Below are 17369 nucleotides of genomic sequence, written 5' to 3' on the forward strand. Positions count from 1 at the left end.
ACCGGTGAGCACCGACCAGGATTCCCTCGAACAGCGATACGGCGCCCCGTCGCGCACCGGACGGATCGCCGTCGCCGCCGTCGGCGGCGCGATCGTGGCCGCCCTGCTGGGCTGGCTGGTCTGGACGGCGGACTTCTGGGCCGACCCGCCGGTCTCCTCGAAGATGCTCACCAACGACGTGCTGGACGACCACACCGCGACGGTGACGGCCCGGATCCAGTACGGCGACGGGCCCGTCGAGGCCACCTGCACGATCCGCGCGATCGCCCACGACAAGACGATCGTCGGCGAGGTGACCGTGAGCCCGGACCCGGCCGACGGCCCCGACCACACCTGGGAGATCAGCACCGATCGGCGGGCGACCGCGGTCGATTGGCTCGGCTGCACCGCCGAGGGCCAGCCGCGCCCCCACTGATCCCCCGCACCGACCGCACCGACGGCTGCGCGCGGGACGACCGACCCGCCGGTGCTCGATGGGCCGTGATTCCTCAGAACTCGGCCCCGCGAGCACCCCGTTGGTAAACTGGGTGCATCGCCGTCCAGGTCACGCTCCGGGCCGCTAGCGTGCAGGTCGCAGCATCGGGGCCGAGCGACTCATCGACGACCGGACGGCTCGCACGCCGACTCAGCGTCGGCCGGCGCAACCACGCCGGCCGTGCACGGCAGTACCCGTAACCAAGCAGCACTCAGGAGTAGAGCCATGACGCAGACCGAGCAGTCCGGAGGCCAGAACACCGTCTGGCTGACCCAGGACGCCTTCGACAAGCTGCAGGCCGAGCTGGAGCACCTCAAGGGCACCCGTCGCCAGGAGATCGTGGCCGAGATCAGTGCGGCCCGGGACGAGGGCGACCTCAAGGAGAACGGCGGCTACCACGCCGCCCGCGAGGAGCAGGGCAAGAACGAGGCCCGGATCGCGCAGCTGGAGGACATGGTCCGTCGCGCCGAGATCGGGGAGACCCCCGCCGACGACGGCGTGGTCGAGCCCGGCATGCTCGTCACCTTCAAGTTCGACGGCGACGACGATGACGAGGCCGAGACGTTCCTGCTGCTCGGCGCGCGCGAGGCCGCCCCGGAGAACGTCAAGGTCTACACCCCCGAGGCCCCGCTGGGCGCCGCGATCAGCGGCCGCAGCAAGGGCGAGAGCGTGACCTTCGAGGTCAACGGCCGCCCGCAGACGGTGATCATCCTCGACGCGAAGCCGTACGCCGGCTGAGCGCGACGGCTGACCCTTCACGGCAGCACGGGCTCGTCACCGACCGGTGACGAACCCGTGCTGCCGCAGTCGTTCCAGGAGGGCCGCGGCATGCTCCTGCCCGCGCGTCTCCAGCTGCAGGTGCACCTCGACCTCGCCGATGTGCAGCTGGGGCGTGGTCCGCTCGTGGACCACCTCGAGCACGTTCGCGCCGGCGTCGGCGACCTCGGTCAGCAGGCGCGCCAGGCCGCCGGGCAGGTCCGGGATGATCACCTGCAGGGTCAGGTAGCGGCCGGCCGCGGTCATGCCGTGCCGGATCACCTTGCCCAGCAGCAGCGGATCGATGTTGCCCCCGGAGAGCAGCACCACGACCGGCCCGGTCAGGTCCTCGGCGGTGCCGGTGAGCGCCGCCGCGGCGACCGCCGCCGCGCCGGCGGCGCCGGCCGGCTCCACCACCAGCTTCTCGCGCTCCAGCAGCGCCAGCAGGGTCCGCGCCAGGGCGTCCTCGGAGACGGTGCGGATCTCGTCGACGTGGTCGCGCACCAGCGGCAGCGTGATCTCGCCCGGTCGGCCGACGGCGATCCCGTCGGCCATGGTCGGCATGTCGGTCAACCGGATCGGGTGGCCGGCCGCGAGTGAGGGCGGGAACGCGGCCGCCGCGGCCGCCTGGACCCCGATCACCCGGACGTCGGGCCGGCGGGCCTTGACCGCCAGGGCGACACCCGCGAGCAGCCCGCCACCACCGGTCGGCACCAGCACGGTCGCCGCATCAGGGCACTGCTCCAGGATCTCGAGGCCGACCGTGCCCTGCCCGGCGACGATGTCGGCGTGGTCGAAGGGGTGGATCAGCGTCGCCCCGGTCTCGATCGCGCGCTGTTCGGCGGCCGCCAGCGCGTCCTCCAGCGTGGCGCCGCAGAAGACCACGTCGGCGCCGTAGCCGCGGGTGGCGCGCTCCTTGTTGATCGGGGCGCCCTCGGGCATGAAGACGGTGGCCGGGACCCCGTGCTGGCGGGCCGCCAGCGCCACGCCCTGGGCGTGGTTGCCGGCCGAGGCCGCGACCACGCCGCGTGCGCGGACCTCGGGGTCGAGCCGGGCGATGCGGACGGCGGAGCCGCGCACCTTGAACGAGCCGGTGCGCTGCAGGTTCTCGCACTTGAGCCACACGGGTCGGTCCAGCAGGCCGGCGAGCCAGCGAGACTCGATCAGCGGGGTCCGCACCGCCACCTCGTCGACCAGCGGCCGCGCCGCCTCCACCTCCGACAGGCCGATGTGCACGTCACCCATCATCGCGCCGATCGTCACGCGGTGTCTCGTCGCCTCCGTCGGCGCCTGGCACGGTCGCCGCCTCGTCCGCCGGCACGGCCAGCTCGGCCAGGTGCAGGACCACCGCGTTGCCGGCGGCGGCCAGCGGCACCGCGACGAGCGCGCCCACCACACCCGCGACCAGGACGCCGGCCGCGATCGCGACGATCACCCCGAGCGGGTGCAGCGAGACCCACCGACCGAGCAGGAACGGCTGGAGGATGTGGCCCTCGAGCTGCTGGACGCCGATCACCACCGCGAACATCAGCAGCGCCGTCACCGGTCCCTGGTCGACCAGGGCGACGAGCACCGCCACCGTGCCGGCGATGGTGGCGCCGATCATCGGCACGAAGGCGCCGAGGAAGACCAGGACGCCGATCGCGAGCACGAACGGCACGTCCAGGATCGCGGCCCCGATCGAGATGCCGATGGCGTCGACCAGCGCCACGAGCACGGTGGCCCGGACGAACTGGACCAGCGAGATCCAGGCGACCCGGCCGGAGCTGTCCGCCCGCTCCCGTGCGGCGCGCGGGGCGATCCGGACCAGCCAGGACCAGATCCGGTCCCCGTCGGCCAGGAAGAAGTACGTCGCGAAGAGGGAGATGAAGAAGCCGGCCACGACATGGGTGACCGCGCTGCCGACCTCGGTGACCTGACTGAGCACCTGCCCGTCCTGGGACCGCTGCTGGATCAGGTCCTGGGCACTCTTGAGGTAGGAGTTGATCTGGGAGTCGCTCGCGTGCAGCGGACCGTCGCGCAGCCAGCGCCGGATCTCCTCCAGGCCCTGCACGGTGGAGTCGGCCAGGTCCGTGGCACCGGTGGCCACCTGCTGCCCGGCGAAGGTGAGCAGCGCCGCGACCAGCGCGAAGCCCGCGAGCACCACCAGCAGCGCCGAGATCCCCCGCGGGAGCCCGATCCGCCGCAGCCCCTCGACGAACGGGCTGGCCAGGGCGCTGACCAGGAGGGCGACCGCGATCGGGACCGTCACCACCGAGAAGAAGCCGAGCAGCCACAGCAGGCCGTACGCCGCGGCGCCGATCAGCAGCAGCCGCCACGCCCAGCCGGCGGCGAGGTCCAGGCCCCAGGGCACCTCCGCGCGCCGCAGGTTGGACGGCCCGGCCCCGATCGGCGCCGGCTCGGAGCGCCGCTCCTCGCGGACGTGCGCCCACTGCTGGGCGAAGCGTCGCAGCAGCGTCTCCTCCTCGACCTCGCGGTGCACACGCGCGGCGCGCTCCTCCGGGGTCTCCTCGCCGTCCTCGCCCCGCGAGAGCAGGCGGGGCAGCCGGCGAACGCGGCGCTGGGCCTGCTCGTCGGCCGTCTCCCCGTGCCCCGGCTGGTGGTGCTCGGGCTGGTGCTCGTGCTCCGGCTGGTACGAGCGCTCGCCCGGGAGCTCCCCCGGATCGCCGGACTCCCCCGCACCGGTGCGGTGGTCGCTCATCCGAGCGCCCGGCCCAGGTCGGCCACCAGGTCCTCGGCGGTCTCGATGCCGACGCTGAGCCGGATCAGGTCGGCGGGGACCTCCAGGTCCGTGCCGGCCACGCTGGCGTGGGTCATCCGCCCCGGGTGCTCGATCAGCGACTCCACGCCGCCCAGCGACTCGCCGAGCGTGAACACCTCCGTCGCCGCGCAGACCGCGAGCGCCCGCTCCTCACCGCCGGCCACCCGGAACGAGACCATGCCGCCGAAACGCCGCATCTGACGCGCGGCGACCTCGTGCCCGGGGTGGTCGGCCAGTCCCGGGTAGATCACCTCGGTCACCTCGGGGTGTCCGGAGAGGAACTCCACCACCGCCTCGGCGTTGTCGCAGTGCCGCTCCATCCGCAGCGCCAGCGTCTTCAGCCCGCGCAGCACCAGCCAGGCGTCGAACGGCCCGGCCACGCCGCCGATCGCGTTCTGGTGGTAGCCGATCCGCTCGGCCAGGTCGGCATCGTCGACCACCAGGGCGCCGCCGACGACGTCCGAGTGGCCTCCGGCGTACTTGGTGGTGGAGTGGACGACCACGTCGGCGCCGAGCGCCAGCGGCTGCTGCAGGTACGGCGAGGCGAAGGTGTTGTCGACGACCAGCAGCGCGCCGGCGGCGTGCGCGATCTCGGCGACCACCGCGATGTCGCCGATGGTCAGCATCGGGTTCGTCGGGGTCTCCAGCCAGACCAGCCGGGTCTCGCCCGGGCGGATCGCGGCGGCGATCGCGCTGGGGTCCGAGACCGGCGCCGGGGAGTGCTCCAGTCCCCAGGCGCGCTCGACCTTGTCGAAGAGCCGGAACGTGCCGCCGTAGGCGTCGTCGGGCAGCACCACGTGGTCCCCGGGGCGGCACAGCGCCCGGACCAGGGTGTCCTCGGCGGCCAGGCCGGAGGCGAACGCGAAGCCGCGGCTGCCACCCTCGAGCGCGGCCAGCGTCTCCTCCAGCGCGGTCCGGGTCGGGTTGCCCGACCGGCTGTACTCGTAGCCGCCGCGGAGCCCGCCGACGCCGTCCTGGGCGTAGGTGGACGTGGCGTAGATCGGCGGGATCACCGCCCCGGTGGTCGGATCCGGCGCGTATCCCGCGTGGACCGCTCGCGTCTCGAAGCCACTCTTGCTCAGGTCACGCTCGCTCACCCCGCGAGCCTACTCACGACCGTGGTGATCCCGCGGGAGCGAGACCTTGCGGGCGCGGGGACAATGGGCTCATGTTCTCCTCCCGCCGCAAGACCGAGATGGTCGCGCCCGCCGAGGCGCTGCCGGGCCGCACGGCCCCCGCCTTCCCGCTCCCGAGCGAGCACGAGGTCCTGCACACCCCGCTGGTGACCGACGAGACCACCATCCCCGACGGCTTCGAGGTCGCCGAGTTCGGCCTCGGCTGCTTCTGGGGCGCCGAGGAGATCTTCTGGAAGGTGCCCGGCGTCTGGTCGACCTCGGTGGGCTACGCCGGCGGCATCACGCCGCACCCGACGTACGAGGAGGTCTGCTCCGGCCGCACCGGGCACACCGAGGCCGTGCGGATCGTCTTCGACCCGGCGGTGGTCTCCTACGCCGACCTGGTCAAGCAGTTCTTCGTGGTCCACGACCCGACGCAGGGGATGCGCCAGGGCAACGACATCGGCACCCAGTACCGCTCGGCGATCTACTACCACTCCCCCGAGCAGGAGCAGACCGCCCGGGAGCTGACCAAGGTGTACGGCGACGAGATCGCGCGCCGCGGCTACGGCGAGATCACCACCGAGATCGCCCCGGCCGGCGAGTACTACTACGCCGAGCCGCACCACCAGCAGTACCTGTTCAAGGTGCCGAACGGGTACCGCTGCCACGCCAACACCGGCATCCCGTTCCCCGACGAGGGCTGATCAGCCGCCGCCGATGAGTCTGCGGCGGCGGCGGGGTCGGTCCCGGCACAGCCCGCGATCGTAGGAGGAGCCATGCCGCAGTACCTCATCTACTTCAACCAGCAGTGGGTCGGCGACCACACCGAGGAGTGGTTCGCCTCCCGCGGCCCCCTCGCCAACGCGGTGGTGGAGGAGATGAAGGAGGCCGGGGTCCACGTGGTCGCGGCCGGCGTGGAGGACCGCGCCCGCTCCTTCAGCGCCGACGCGACCAGCGGCACCGTGGTGATCTCCGACGGTCCCTACCGGGAGACCGAGGAGTGGCTGGGCGGGTTCACCGTCGTCGACGTCGCCGACGAAGCGGCGGCTGCGGAGTGGGCCGGCCGGCTCGCCGAGGCGTGCGGCTGGCCGCAGGAGGTCCGCCGGCTCTGGTGAGCCTCCCCGGGCTCAGCCGCCGCCGGCGAAGGTCGTGTGCCGCAGCGCCCCCCTGCGTCGTGTGCCCCAGGCATCGGCATGGCGGGGTCTCAGGCACACGACCCACCCCGCCGCTCAGCCCCAGCCGTGCTCGCGTGCGTGCCACCCCAGCTGCACCCGGCTGGCCACGCCCGCACGCGCCATCAGCGCGCTGATCCGGCGCTGCACGGTGCGGCTGGACATGTCGAGCTGCCCGGCGACCGCGGCATCGGTGAACCCGGCCAGCAGCAGCTGCATGATCCGGTTGTCCACCGGGTCGAGCGACTCGCTGGTGGTGCCGTACGGGCGGGCGCGCGCCCACACCGCGTCGAAGAGGCCCTGCGCCAGGTGCGCGAGCCCGCCGCGGAGCACCAGGCTCGGGTCCACGCCGTCGCCGCGGCCGAGCAGCGGCAGCATCGCGAACCGGCCGTCCACGACGATCAGCTTGAGCGGGATCTGGCTCGTCGCACGTACCTCGACGCCGGCGCCGAGGGACTCCTCCACGTTGCGGACGCCGTCGGGCTCGGCCAGGAAGTCGCGATCCACGACCCCGCGGGCGCGGATGCCGCGCGACATCACCGTCGACTCCTCGGTGTTGCCGTCGCCGACCACCTGGGGCCGGCCGGTCACGAACGTGTCGATCCGCTCGGTCGCCCCCAGCTGGAGCTGCAGGTAGCGGGCCCGCACCGCGTCCGCGCCGTGCACGACCTCGATCAGCTCGCGCTCGGAGTTGCCGAGCGCGCTGGACCGGTAGGCCTCGACCAGCTCGGCCAGGGCGGCCTCGGCCTCGTAGAGGCGCCCGCGCTGGTCCGACAGGTGCGTGCCGAGCGCGATGTCGGGTGAGATCGCGGTGAACCGGTCCGCGGCGCGGGGCGTCGCCAGCCCGCGGAAGACCAGCCCGTCGAGGGCGACCGCGACCCGCCCGGGCGGCAGCGACAGGACCTCGGCGATCTCCACCGAGTGAGCGTCCGGGCGCGACAGCAGCGCGCGGTAGACCTCCTCCTCGTCGGAGGTCACGCCCAAGTACTCCAGTGCCACCCGACCCCTCCGCCGCTCCCGAACGATCCGGGGGGCATTCTGGCCCATGTCCTCCGGGACCTCGGGGGCCGGGGACCCGTCCTGGGTCCCCGGCACCGCGATGCCCCGCTTCCGGATCCTCAGCGGACCAGGGTGATGTCGGGCGAGGTCCAGGTCTCGGTCCGCGGAGCACCGTCCGCGTCACCGAGCGCCTTCTCGAAGACCAGGCGGAGGCGGTACGTGCCGGCGGCAACGGGGTCGCCGTTGTCGTCCTTGCCGGCCCAGGTGAGCATCTGGTAGCCGGTGCCGGCGCCCGAGATCCGGAACGCCCAGCGCTGGTCCATCGGGGTGGCCACCACGTTGCCACCCGCGTCGACAACCTGCATCCGGTAGCGCTCGAGCAGCGGGAACCCGTGCGAGACCAGCAGGTACGCGGTGTTGTTGGTGCTCAGCGTGTCGGAGTAGTCCAGCGTGACCGGGACGCTCTTGTTGAAGCTGTACGTCGGTCGCAGCGACGGGTTGTCCATCTTGGTGTTGATGGCCGTCAGTGTCGGGTTGATCGCCGAGACCGCGTCGCGGTCGCCGGCCAGGGCCTGGTAGGGCACCCGGATGGTCTGGTGGCCGGCCGTGGTCGGGGTCAGCACGACCCAGCCGCCGAGCAGCGTGCCCGGCGGGACGGTGCCGGGCTCGCGCACCTGCACCGTCACCGACGCGACCTCGTGGGCCGGCACCGTCACGGTGCTGCGACTGAAGGAGACGGCGCTGGCGGCGTCGTCGGGCACCCAGGAGTTGGTGTACGGCGGCTCGGCGGACACGGCGGCCTGGTGCGACACGGCGTAGGTGACGGCCCCGTCGCCGTCGTTGCGCACCTCGATCCGGCGGACGCCCTGGCGACCCTCGAGGTCACCGAAGGCCAGGCGCGACGGGCTGGCGGTCGGCGCACCCCGGCTGACCACCGCCAGCGCGCGGACGGCGTCGACCCGACCGGCGCCCTGCTGGGCGGTCGGCTGCTTGCCGCGGCCCGGGTCGCCGGTGAAGTCCATCGGCGTCGCGGTGTTGCCGAGGACCTCGCGGATCTGCTCCGGGGTCAGGGTCGGGTCGGCCTGCAGCAGCAGCGCGACGAGGCCGGTCACGTGCGGCGCGGCCATCGAGGTGCCGGCCAACTGGGAGTAGTAGCCCATCGCCGGCGGGACGGTGGAGAAGACGTACTCGCCGGGCGCGGCGACGTCGGGCTTGAACTCCATCTCGGCGCCGGGGCCCCACGAGGAGCCGCCCGACATCATCCCGGCCTGCGACGCGGTGCGGGCCTCGGTGTAGTAGGCGCCCCAGGTGATCTCCGGGGTCTCGGCGGCGGAGATCCGGGCCGCGTCGCGGGGCCGGAGCAGCGCGATCGGCATGTCGATCGCCGCGCCGCAGCAGACCGAGGTGGTGAAGGAGCCCTCCGCGCCGCGGGGGTTGTAGTGCAGGCCGGCGACGGCGCCGGCGGCGCGGACGACCCGCGCCTGATCCATGCCGCGGCAGGTGAAGCTGCCGTACTGGAGCGCGAAGAGCGCGACCTTGCCCTCGAGGCTGCCCGGCGCGAGCGGCTGGCAGCCGGTGGTCACCTCGACCACCTCGAAGGTTCCCGAGGAGGGTGCGTTGGCGTTCCGGTTGCCGATCTGGAACGGGATCGGGTCGCCCGAGCCGTCGTTCAGCGTGAAGGCCATCCACGGCATCGACTCGGTGTAGACGCTGCCGACCGAGATCGCCTTCTCCGCGACGCCGGGCGCCGAGGAGGAGAACGGACCGGCCCACCCGTTGCCGTTGGAGACCACGACCGGGACGCCTGAGTCGGAGAGCGCGTTCACCGCGAGCGCGACCGCGCCGGTGCTGCGCTGCGTCGGGTCACCGAGGCTCATGTTGACGACGTCGACGCCGTCCTTCGCGGCCTGCTCGAGCGCGGCGAGGACGACCTGGTCGGTGGCGCCGCTGCCGCCGCTGCCGAAGACCCGGTAGGCGCGCACCTTGGCCTCGGGCGCGACGCCGGTCATGTTCTCGTCGTCGCCCAGCGCGATGCCGGCGACGTGCGTGCCGTGGCCGGCCGCGCCGCCGGTGATGTCGTCGTACGGGTCGGCGTCACCCATCGCGAAGTCGTAGCCGCCGAGGTAGCGGCCCGCGAACGCCGGGTGGTCGTAGGCCAGGCCCGAGTCGATGATGCCGATCTCGACGCCCTCGCCGGTGTGGCCGGCCCGGTGGGCCTGCGGCACACCGGTCAGGTCGGTGACGGTGACGTCGTCCTTGCTGGTCCGGGCGGCCTTCGCCAGCGCCATCTCCAGGACCGCCGGGTCCAGCTCGGTCGCCGGCTCGGGCGCGGCCCAGACGATCGGCGCGACGACGTCGACGACGCCGGGCAGGGCCGCGAGGTCCGCGACCTCGTCGGCGGGCACGGTGACCGACACCGCGTTCACGACGTACTCGAAGCGCTCCTCGACGCCGAGGTCGATGCCGGCGCCCTCCGCGGCCGCCTCGAGCGTGGCCTGGCCGGCGCGCACCTCCTCCAGCGCGGCCTTGCGCGCCCGGCCGGGCGCGGCGTGCACGGCGGCCTTCGCGGGGTCGAGCAGGACGATCCGCTCGACGGGGGGCTGGTCGGACTCGTCGGCGGCATGGACGGCGCCGCTCACGAAGGCCGTGGGCACGACGAGTGCCCCGGTCGCGAGGAGGAGACTTGTACGCTTCACCGGAGCATGAGATCGCGGTGCGATTTCGCCACGCTAGGTCTTGACAGCGGCGACAAACCGCCATGTCGTGATCACGACGCCGACAGGTGGCGACGGTCACGCCGGAACACGGTATTCGCGCGGCCGACAGTGTCGGGGATCACGCGGGCCCTCCCCGGCGCGCGTCCGGCTCCCCCTTCCCGAGCAGCCCGCGCGGTGCCATCGTGGTCGCCATGGCGCCCGGGTGGGACGTGCTGGAGCTCGGACCGGAGGACGGTCCCACCGTCCTCTGCCTGCCCGGCGCACTGTGCTCGGCGGAGTTCTTCCGCGACCTCGCCGACGAGCCGCGGATGGCCGGAGTGCGCCTGGTCGCGGCCTCCCTTCCCGGCCACGGCGGCAGCAAGCCCCAGGGCGACCTCAGCGTCGCCGACCACGCCCGCCTGGTGGCCGGGCTCGCCGAGGAGGTCGGCGCGACGGTGGTGCTCGGCCACAGTCTCGGCGCCAACGTGGCCCTCGAGGTGGTCGCCAGCGGCCGCTGGCGCGGGCCGGTGGTGCTGCTGGCCCCCAGCCTCTCCCGTGCGGACGAGTCGCTCGTGCCGCGCGCCCTCGACCGCCTCGGCCAGGTCTTCTTCGACCTCCCGTTCCGCGCCGCCCTGCGGATCGCCGGTCTCTCGTTGCCGCGGGACCTCCCGGCGGAGCGCCACCGGGCGCTCGCCGCCGACCTGCGTCGCAACGATCCGCACCACGTGCGGCTCTCGCTGCACGCCTACCTGGACTACCTGGACCTCCACGGATCGGTCGCCGAGCGGCTCTGCCACGCCGCCGTCCCCGCGTGGGTCGTGCACGGCACGAAGGACCACGTCGGGCTCACCCGCACCGAGCGGGACACGCTGGCGCGCTGCCCCCACGTCACCGTCGTCACCGTGCCGGGAGCGCGGCACTTCCTGGCCGTCGAGCGCCCCGAAGTCGTCGCTGGCCTGGTCCACGACGCGCTCGGCGCCACGACCTGAGTGCGCCGCTTGGCCCGTGCGGACAGAATGAGGCCATGGCCGATCTGCCGCGCAAAGCCGCCGCCCGGACCGCGCGCCTGGCGGCGCTGCCGCTGGGCTACGCCGGTCGCACCGCCCTCGGGTTCGGCAAGCGCCTGGGCGGGGCTCCCGCCGAGGCAGTGCTCACCGAGGTCCAGCAGCGGACCGCCGAGCAGCTCTTCCGCACACTGGGCGAGCTGAAGGGCGGCGCGATGAAGGTCGGCCAGGCGCTCTCGGTGCTCGAGGCGGCGCTGCCCGAGGAGCTGGCCGCGCCGTACCGGGAGAACCTGACCCGGCTGCAGGACTCTGCCCCGCCCATGCCGACCCAGACGGTGCGGGAGATCCTCACCGCCGACCTCGGCCCGGACTGGCGCGAGCACCTGGTGTGGCTCGACGGCGGGCCCACCGCGGCCGCCTCGATCGGGCAGGTCCACCAGGGCCGCTGGCGCGACGGGAGTGACGGGAGCGACGGGGGGACCGAGCGGCTGGTGGCGGTCAAGGTGCAGTACCCCGAGGCGGCCGAGGCCCTCCAGGCCGACCTGCGGACGATGGCGCGAGCGGCGAAGATCGCCGGGCCGCTCGCCCCCGGAATGGATCTCAAGCCCCTCATCGACGAGGTCCAGGCCCGCGCCGCCGAGGAGCTCGACTACGACCTCGAGGCCGAGGCCCAGCGAACGTTCGCCGCCGCCTTCGCCGACGACCCCGACATCGCGGTCCCCGACGTGGTGGCGGTGGGGCGTCGCGTGCTGGTCACCGAGTGGCTGGACTCCCCCGCCTCGCTCGCCTCGGTGATCGCCGACGGCACCCCCGAGGAGCGCGACCACTACGGCGCGCTGTTCGCGCGCTTCCTCTTCTCCGGCCCGGCTCGCACCGGGCTGCTCCACGCCGACCCGCACCCCGGCAACTTCCGGATCATCCCGAACCCGGACGGCTCGCCGGGCCGGCTGGGCGTGCTCGACTACGGCTCCGTCGCCCGGCTCCCCCAGCACGGCCTCCCCGAGCCGCTGGGTCGGCTGATCTCGCTCTGCGCCGCCGGCGACGGCGACGCGCTGATCGACGCGCTGCGCGAGGAGGGGTTCCTCAAGGACCGCATGCGGGTCGACCCGCAGCTGCTGATGGACTACCTCGACCCGTTCGTCGAGCCGACCCTGGTGGAGCGCTTCCGGTTCACCCGGGAGTGGATGCGCGAGCAGTTCCAGCGTCTCAACGACCCTCGCAACCCGGCCTACACGATCACCATGCGCCTCAACCTCCCGCCGCAGTACCTGCTGATCCACCGCACCTGGATCGGCGGCATCGGGGTGCTCAGCCAGCTCGGCGCGGAGGCGCCGTTCCGGGCGCTGATGGAGGAGTTCGTGCCGGGGTTCACGGCCCGGGGATGAGTCCCAGGAATCACCGGTCGACCGGTGATTCCTGCGCGTGACAGGCACTGCAACGCCTGTCACGTGCGGGAAACCCCCGTCCGCAGTGCCCCCTGGGACAGGTGGTGCGACCGCGGGTCAACCCGCCGGCAGCAGCCCGGTGGCCGGGTCCCGGTCGGTCAGGCAGTAGCGCCGGCCCACCGGATCCGCCAGCACCGTCCAGACCGGGTTGACCGCCTCCACCGTCGCCCCCAGCGCCACGTGCGCCTCGGTCTCGGCCGCGCGGTCGGTGGTGGCCCAGTCCAGGTGCGCGCCGGCCTCGTCCTCGGCACCCGCCAGTCGCTGGAGCAGGAACCGGAGCGGCTGCCCCTCGGGGCGCTGCAGCGAGACGAAGTCGGTCGACACCGACGAGGACCGCCGCTCCCAGCCGGTCAGGTCCGCCCAGAACGCGCACTCGGCGTCGTACGACGCCGGGGGGACGTCGAGGCAGACCTGGTCCACCAGCGCGGTGTGACCGCCCTCCCGGACGAGCGGCGCGGGCCGACCCGCGGCGGGATGGTCGACGAAGCACAGGACCAGGCCCGCGGGGCTGCTCAGCACCACGAAGCCCTCGGGGTCCTCGGTCAGCTCGATCGCGCCGAGGGTCACGGCGTGGTCGGCCGCAGCACGGGGGTCGGCCACGTGGAGGTCGAGGTGGATCCGGCCGGGGCCGTGGCCGAGCCGCTGGGCCTTGAGGAACGGGGCGCCGTCCGGCGGGACCAGCGTGGCGAGCTCACCGGTCGTGCCACGGGCCGCCGAGCGCGGGTGGCCGGTCACCGTCGCCCAGAAGTCGACGCCCCGCTCCCACGCGTCGGCGGGGTGGTCGAGGAAGGCCGTGACCCACGACGGCGTGCCGGGGCCGGCCATCACACGGGCGCGCAGTCGTGCCCGCAGCCGTCGTCGGGCACCGTACCGTCGGCGTGGTCGGCGGGGCGGTGCAGCACGGCCTTGGTCGGCGTGACCACCACGTCGCCGTCGGCGGCCTCGGCGGTGCCGTCCACGATCAGCGTGTAGCCGCGGTAGGTCCGCGGCGGGAAGGTCAGCGTCACCACCTCGTTGGCGGCGATGTTGCGGGTCGAGCCGCGGCCGGCGGCGACGATCCGGAGCGTGTCGTCGACCAGCGTCGGCTCGACGGTCACCACCTTCACCCCCGGCGCCTCGGCGGAGGCGGCCGTGGTCAGCAGGTAGCCGTAGTCGTGCTCACCCAGCGCCCGGGCCAGGTCCTCGAGGTCCACCACGATGCTCACCCGGCCACTGTAGGCGCGCGAGGTCCGCCGGCACCTGCCGAAAACGTCACCAGGGCCCGGCCGGGGAGGGAGGGTGGCCGGGCCCTGGCTGTCCACGCTGCTGCTGGACAGAGCCTGGACCTCGCCCGGACTTCGGGAGGGAGCGTGAATCTCCGGGCTTGCTAGTTGAAACGATCCCACCGAACCGGGGTTACGGCGCAGTCCAACAAGTTCCAGAAAGTTCTGGAGCGGCGTCGGCCGCCCGGACCGGGTCGTGTGCCTGAGACCCGCCCGGAGGGGGTCCTCGGGCACACGACCGTGCCTCAGCGGACCTCGACGATCGGCAGGCGCAGCGCGCCCGGCGCGTCCTCGGGGACGACGGGCGCGCGGGGCGCGACCGGCTCGACCCGCTCGTAGCCCGCACCGAGCCACGGGCGCGGATCGGGCTCGCCCTTGTTGGGCCACAGCGCCATCGCGCGCTCGGCCTGCGCGGTGATCGTCAGCGACGGGTTCACGCCGAGGTTGGCCGAGATGGTGGAGCCGTCGACCACGTGCAGCCCGGGGTGGCCGTAGAGGCGGTGATAGGGGTCCACCACGCCGGTCTCGGGACTCTCGCCGATGGTGCAGCCACCGATGAAGTGCGCGGTCAGCGGCATCCCGAACGGCTCGCCGATCGTCCCGCCGGGGGTGCCGCCCATCCGCCGGGCCATCGCCCGCACGGCACGGTTGGCGATCGGGATCCAGGTCGGGTTGGGCTCCCCGTGGCCCTGGGTGGAGGTCAGGCGCCAGCCGAACGGCGTACGACGTCCGGAGGTGGTGATCGAGTTGTCGACGGTCTGCATGACGAGCGCGATCACGGTCCGCTCGGACCAGTGCCGGAGGTCGTAGAGGGCGCGGACGTTGCGCCGCTGCTTCCACATCTCGCCCAGCCAGGTCTGCCAGCGCGGTCGCGGGCCGTCACCGTCGGTGAGCACGGTCTGCAGCAGCGACATCGCGTTGGAGCCCTTGCCGTACCGGACCGGCTCGATGTGGGTCACGTCGTCGGGGTGCCAGGACGAGGTGATGGCCACGCCCCGGCTGTAGTCCACGCCCGCGTCGACCGGGGCGATCGAGCCGAGCAGCGACTCGGAGTTGGTGCGGGTCAGCACGCCGAGCCGGTCCGAGACGCCGGGCAGGTCGCCGGTCTCCTTGAGCTGGTGCAGCAGCTTCTGGGTGCCCAGCGCCGCCGCGGAGAAGACCACCTGGTCGGCGGTGAACGACGTCACCGCGCTGCGCCGGGACAGCTTGGCCTTGGTCCACCGGGCGTCGACCCGGTAGCCGCCGTCGGGCAGCGGGCGGACGCGGGTGACGGTGGTCAGCGGATGGACCACCGCGCCGGCCTGCTCGGCCAGGTGGAGGTAGTTCTTGACCAGGGTGTTCTTGGCGTTGTGGCGGCACCCGGTCATGCACTCCCCGCAGTGGGTGCAGGAGGTGCGCGCGGGCCCGACCCCGCCGAAGTAGGGGTCGTCGGCCGGGGTGCCGTCGGGCTGCCCGGGGCCGCCGAAGAAGACGCCGACCGGCGTCGGGTGGAAGGTGTCGGCCACGCCCATCTCCTCGGCGGTCGCCTTCATCACCTCGTCGGCGGGCGTCATCCGCGGGTACGTCGCCACGCCCAGCATCCGCTTGGCCTGGTCGTAGTACGGCGCGAGCTCGGCCTTCCAGTCCGTGATGCCGGCCCAGGACGGGTCGGCGTAGAAGGCGTCGAGGGGCTCGTAGAGGGTGTTGGCGTAGACCAGGCTCCCGCCGCCCACGCCGGCCCCGGCGAGGATCAGGCAGTCACGGACGGCGTCGATGCGCTGGATGCCGTAGCACCCGGCCGCCGGCGCGAACAGGTAGCGCTTGAGGTCCCAGGAGGTGTCGGCGAAGTCGTCGTCGGCGAACCGCGCGCCGGCCTCGAGCACGCCGACCCGGTAGCCCTTCTCGGTCAGTCGCAGCGCGGTCACCGAGCCGCCGAAGCCGGAGCCGATGACCAGGACGTCGTAGTCGAAGGTCTTGCCCATGCCATTCCCCATGGGCGCGAGCGTAGGTGAGGACCGTCACGCTGACTACCGATCGGTAGCGACTGTGCCGCTTTACACACGATCAGCGCGTGTCAACGGGCTGTCGTCGTCACACCCGCCTCAGGAATCCCCGGTCAACCGGGGATTCTGGTGCGTGACGGCCACGGCAATGGCCGTCACGCAAGAGTTTCCCCGGTCGACCGGGGATTCCCCGCACCCCTCACATCTCCGGCGCCGCCAGGTACACCGACTTCAGCTCCGTGTACTGCGCCAGCCCCTCCGGCCCGAACTCGCGCCCGACGCCCGAGTCCTTGAACCCGCCGAACGGCGCGGCGAAGTCCATCGTGTAGGTGTTCACGCCGAAGGTGCCGGTGCGCACCCGACGCGCCACCTCGACCCCGGCCTCGGCGTCGGTCGTCCACACCGTCCCGGCCAGGCCGTACGCCGAGTCGTTGGCGATCCGCACGGCGTCGTCGACGTCGTCGTACGGGATCACCGAGAGCACCGGGCCGAAGATCTCCTCCTGCGCGATCCGCATCCGGTTGTCGACGGCGGCGAAGACGGTCGGACGCACGTACCAGCCGCTGTCCAGCCCGTCGGGGCGACCGGTGCCGCCGGTGAGCAGCTTGGCGCCCTCCTGCTGCCCGATGCCGATGTAGCCCTCGACGCGCTCCTGCTGGCGACGGGCGACCATCGGCCCGATCTCCGTGGCCGGGTCCAGCGGGTCCCCGACCTTCATGGCGGCGACCGCCTCGGCGAGCGCGGTGGCGAAGTCGTCGTGCAGGGCGCGGCTGACCAGCACCCGGGTCTGGGCGACGCAGGCCTGCCCGGAGTTCATCAGGCCGATGAACTTCAGGCCCTCGATGGTGGCGGCGACGTCGGCGTCGTCGAGCACGATCGCGGCGCTCTTGCCGCCGAGCTCCAGCGAGACCCGCTTGAGCTGCTCGCCGCAGATCGCGCCGATCTTCCGGCCGGCCGCGGTGGATCCTGTGAAGGCCACCTTGTCCACGCCGGGATGGCGGACCAGGTGCTCGCCCACCTCGCGGCCGCCGGCGACGATGCTGACCACACCCTCCGGTACGCCGGCCTCGGCCACGATCTCCGCCAGCAGGTAGCAGTCCAGCGGGCTCTCCGGCGCGGGCTTGACGACCACGGTGCAGCCGGCGAGCAGCGCCGGGACGAGCTTGGAGATCACGGTGAACTGGGGGACGTTCCACGGCGGGATGGCGGCGACCACACCGACCGGCTCGTGCCGGACCATCACGTCGGCGCCGAGAGCACCGGGGCGCGTCGACTCCCACGGGAACTCCCGCGCGATCGCGAGGAAGGCCTCGATCTGCATCCACGGCGCCGGAGCCTGGGCCAGGCTGGAGAACGAGATCGGGGATCCCATCTCGGTCGAGATGACGGTCGCCATCTCCTCCAGCCGGGCGGCGTAGAGCATCGAGAGGTTCTGCACGACCTCGATCCGCTCCGCCGGGCTCATCCGTGGCCACGGGCCCTCGTCGAACGCCCGGCGGGCCGCCGCGACCGCGGCGTCGATGTCTGCTGTCGAGCCCTCCGGCACGCGGGCGACGACCTCCTCGCTGTGCGGCGAGACGACCTCCAGCACGGCGTCGGTGGCGGGCGTGGCCCAGGCGCCGCCGATGAACAGCGCGTCGCGGTCCAGGGTCATGTCGGATCTCCTTGGAGTGTCGTTGATGGTGGTTTCGAGGCGCCA

At 73.2% G+C, this 17369-nt stretch carries 15 protein-coding genes; 6 read left to right on the forward strand and 9 right to left on the reverse strand.

Features of this window, described 5'->3' with window-relative positions; all coding sequences use genetic code 11:
* Nucleotides 1-4: 4 nt before the first annotated feature.
* A complete protein-coding gene (locus E8D34_RS16260; RefSeq protein ID WP_136595705.1) occupies nt 5-415 on the forward strand; it encodes a DUF4307 domain-containing protein in 411 nt (136 codons plus the stop codon).
* A gap of 285 nt (nt 416-700) precedes the next feature.
* Entirely contained in the window at nt 701-1213 is a 513-nt protein-coding gene (gene greA / locus E8D34_RS16265; protein WP_136595706.1) for a transcription elongation factor GreA, read from the forward strand.
* A gap of 36 nt (nt 1214-1249) precedes the next feature.
* Here the strand turns inward: greA and ilvA are convergent, their stop codons facing one another.
* Genes ilvA through E8D34_RS16280 form a run of 3 tightly spaced genes read right to left on the reverse strand, consistent with a single transcriptional unit; the run spans nt 1250 to nt 5089 of the window.
* Complete coding sequence (gene ilvA / locus E8D34_RS16270) at nt 1250-2494, reverse strand: threonine ammonia-lyase (RefSeq protein ID WP_346763613.1); 1245 nt, start codon at nt 2492-2494, stop codon at nt 1250-1252.
* Nucleotides 2469-3932, reverse strand: a complete 1464-nt coding sequence (locus E8D34_RS16275) for an AI-2E family transporter (RefSeq protein WP_136595707.1) — start codon at nt 3930-3932, stop codon at nt 2469-2471. Before E8D34_RS16275 ends, ilvA begins: the two co-directional genes overlap by 26 nt.
* Nucleotides 3929-5089 carry a cystathionine gamma-synthase gene (locus E8D34_RS16280; protein WP_136595708.1) on the reverse strand — a complete coding sequence of 387 codons (1161 nt, stop codon included), beginning with the start codon at nt 5087-5089 and terminating at the stop codon, nt 3929-3931. The genes E8D34_RS16275 and E8D34_RS16280 overlap by 4 nt, the downstream gene beginning before the upstream one ends.
* Nucleotides 5090-5160: 71 nt before the next feature.
* Between E8D34_RS16280 and msrA the strand changes: the two genes are divergently transcribed.
* Nucleotides 5161-5814, forward strand: coding sequence for a peptide-methionine (S)-S-oxide reductase MsrA (gene msrA / locus E8D34_RS16285; protein WP_136595709.1), 654 nt, complete (start codon nt 5161-5163; stop codon nt 5812-5814).
* Nucleotides 5815-5886: 72 nt separating this feature from the next.
* Nucleotides 5887-6225 (forward strand): YciI family protein, encoded by a 339-nt coding sequence (locus E8D34_RS16290; protein ID WP_136595710.1) that lies wholly within the window; start codon nt 5887-5889, stop codon nt 6223-6225.
* 114 nt (nt 6226-6339) lie between these two features.
* On the opposite strand, the gene E8D34_RS16295 is transcribed toward E8D34_RS16290, so the two are convergent.
* The gene (locus E8D34_RS16295; protein WP_136595711.1) at nt 6340-7281 is read right to left on the reverse strand and encodes a LuxR family transcriptional regulator; all 942 of its coding nucleotides are present in this window, start codon (nt 7279-7281) and stop codon (nt 6340-6342) included.
* 119 nt (nt 7282-7400) lie between these two features.
* A complete protein-coding gene (locus E8D34_RS16300; RefSeq protein ID WP_136595712.1) occupies nt 7401-9977 on the reverse strand; it encodes a S8 family serine peptidase in 2577 nt (858 codons plus the stop codon).
* 212 nt (nt 9978-10189) lie between these two features.
* Between E8D34_RS16300 and E8D34_RS16305 the strand changes: the two genes are divergently transcribed.
* Both E8D34_RS16305 and E8D34_RS16310 read left to right on the forward strand, forming a co-directional pair.
* Entirely contained in the window at nt 10190-10966 is a 777-nt protein-coding gene (locus E8D34_RS16305) for an alpha/beta hydrolase (RefSeq protein ID WP_136595713.1), read from the forward strand.
* A 35-nt stretch (nt 10967-11001) separates the two neighbouring features.
* Nucleotides 11002-12366, forward strand: a complete 1365-nt coding sequence (locus E8D34_RS16310; RefSeq protein ID WP_136595714.1) for an AarF/ABC1/UbiB kinase family protein — start codon at nt 11002-11004, stop codon at nt 12364-12366.
* 117 nt (nt 12367-12483) lie between these two features.
* Here E8D34_RS16310 and E8D34_RS16315 read toward each other — a convergent pair whose 3' ends face one another.
* From E8D34_RS16315 to E8D34_RS16330, 4 genes are all read right to left on the reverse strand, one after another.
* Nucleotides 12484-13251, reverse strand: coding sequence for a VOC family protein (locus E8D34_RS16315; RefSeq protein ID WP_136595715.1), 768 nt, complete (start codon nt 13249-13251; stop codon nt 12484-12486).
* Nucleotides 13251-13631: a pyridoxamine 5'-phosphate oxidase gene (locus E8D34_RS16320; RefSeq protein ID WP_136595716.1), complete on the reverse strand. Its 381-nt coding sequence runs from the start codon at nt 13629-13631 to the stop codon at nt 13251-13253. Before E8D34_RS16320 ends, E8D34_RS16315 begins: the two co-directional genes overlap by 1 nt.
* A gap of 302 nt (nt 13632-13933) precedes the next feature.
* The gene (locus E8D34_RS16325; RefSeq protein ID WP_240771408.1) at nt 13934-15661 is read right to left on the reverse strand and encodes a GMC family oxidoreductase; all 1728 of its coding nucleotides are present in this window, start codon (nt 15659-15661) and stop codon (nt 13934-13936) included.
* A gap of 208 nt (nt 15662-15869) precedes the next feature.
* Nucleotides 15870-17324: an aldehyde dehydrogenase gene (locus E8D34_RS16330; RefSeq protein ID WP_136595717.1), complete on the reverse strand. Its 1455-nt coding sequence runs from the start codon at nt 17322-17324 to the stop codon at nt 15870-15872.
* Nucleotides 17325-17369 lie beyond the last annotated feature (45 nt).

Origin of the sequence: Nocardioides sp. GY 10113, from assembly GCF_004919105.1 — a bacterium.
Taxonomy (GTDB): Bacteria; Actinomycetota; Actinomycetes; order Propionibacteriales; family Nocardioidaceae; genus Nocardioides.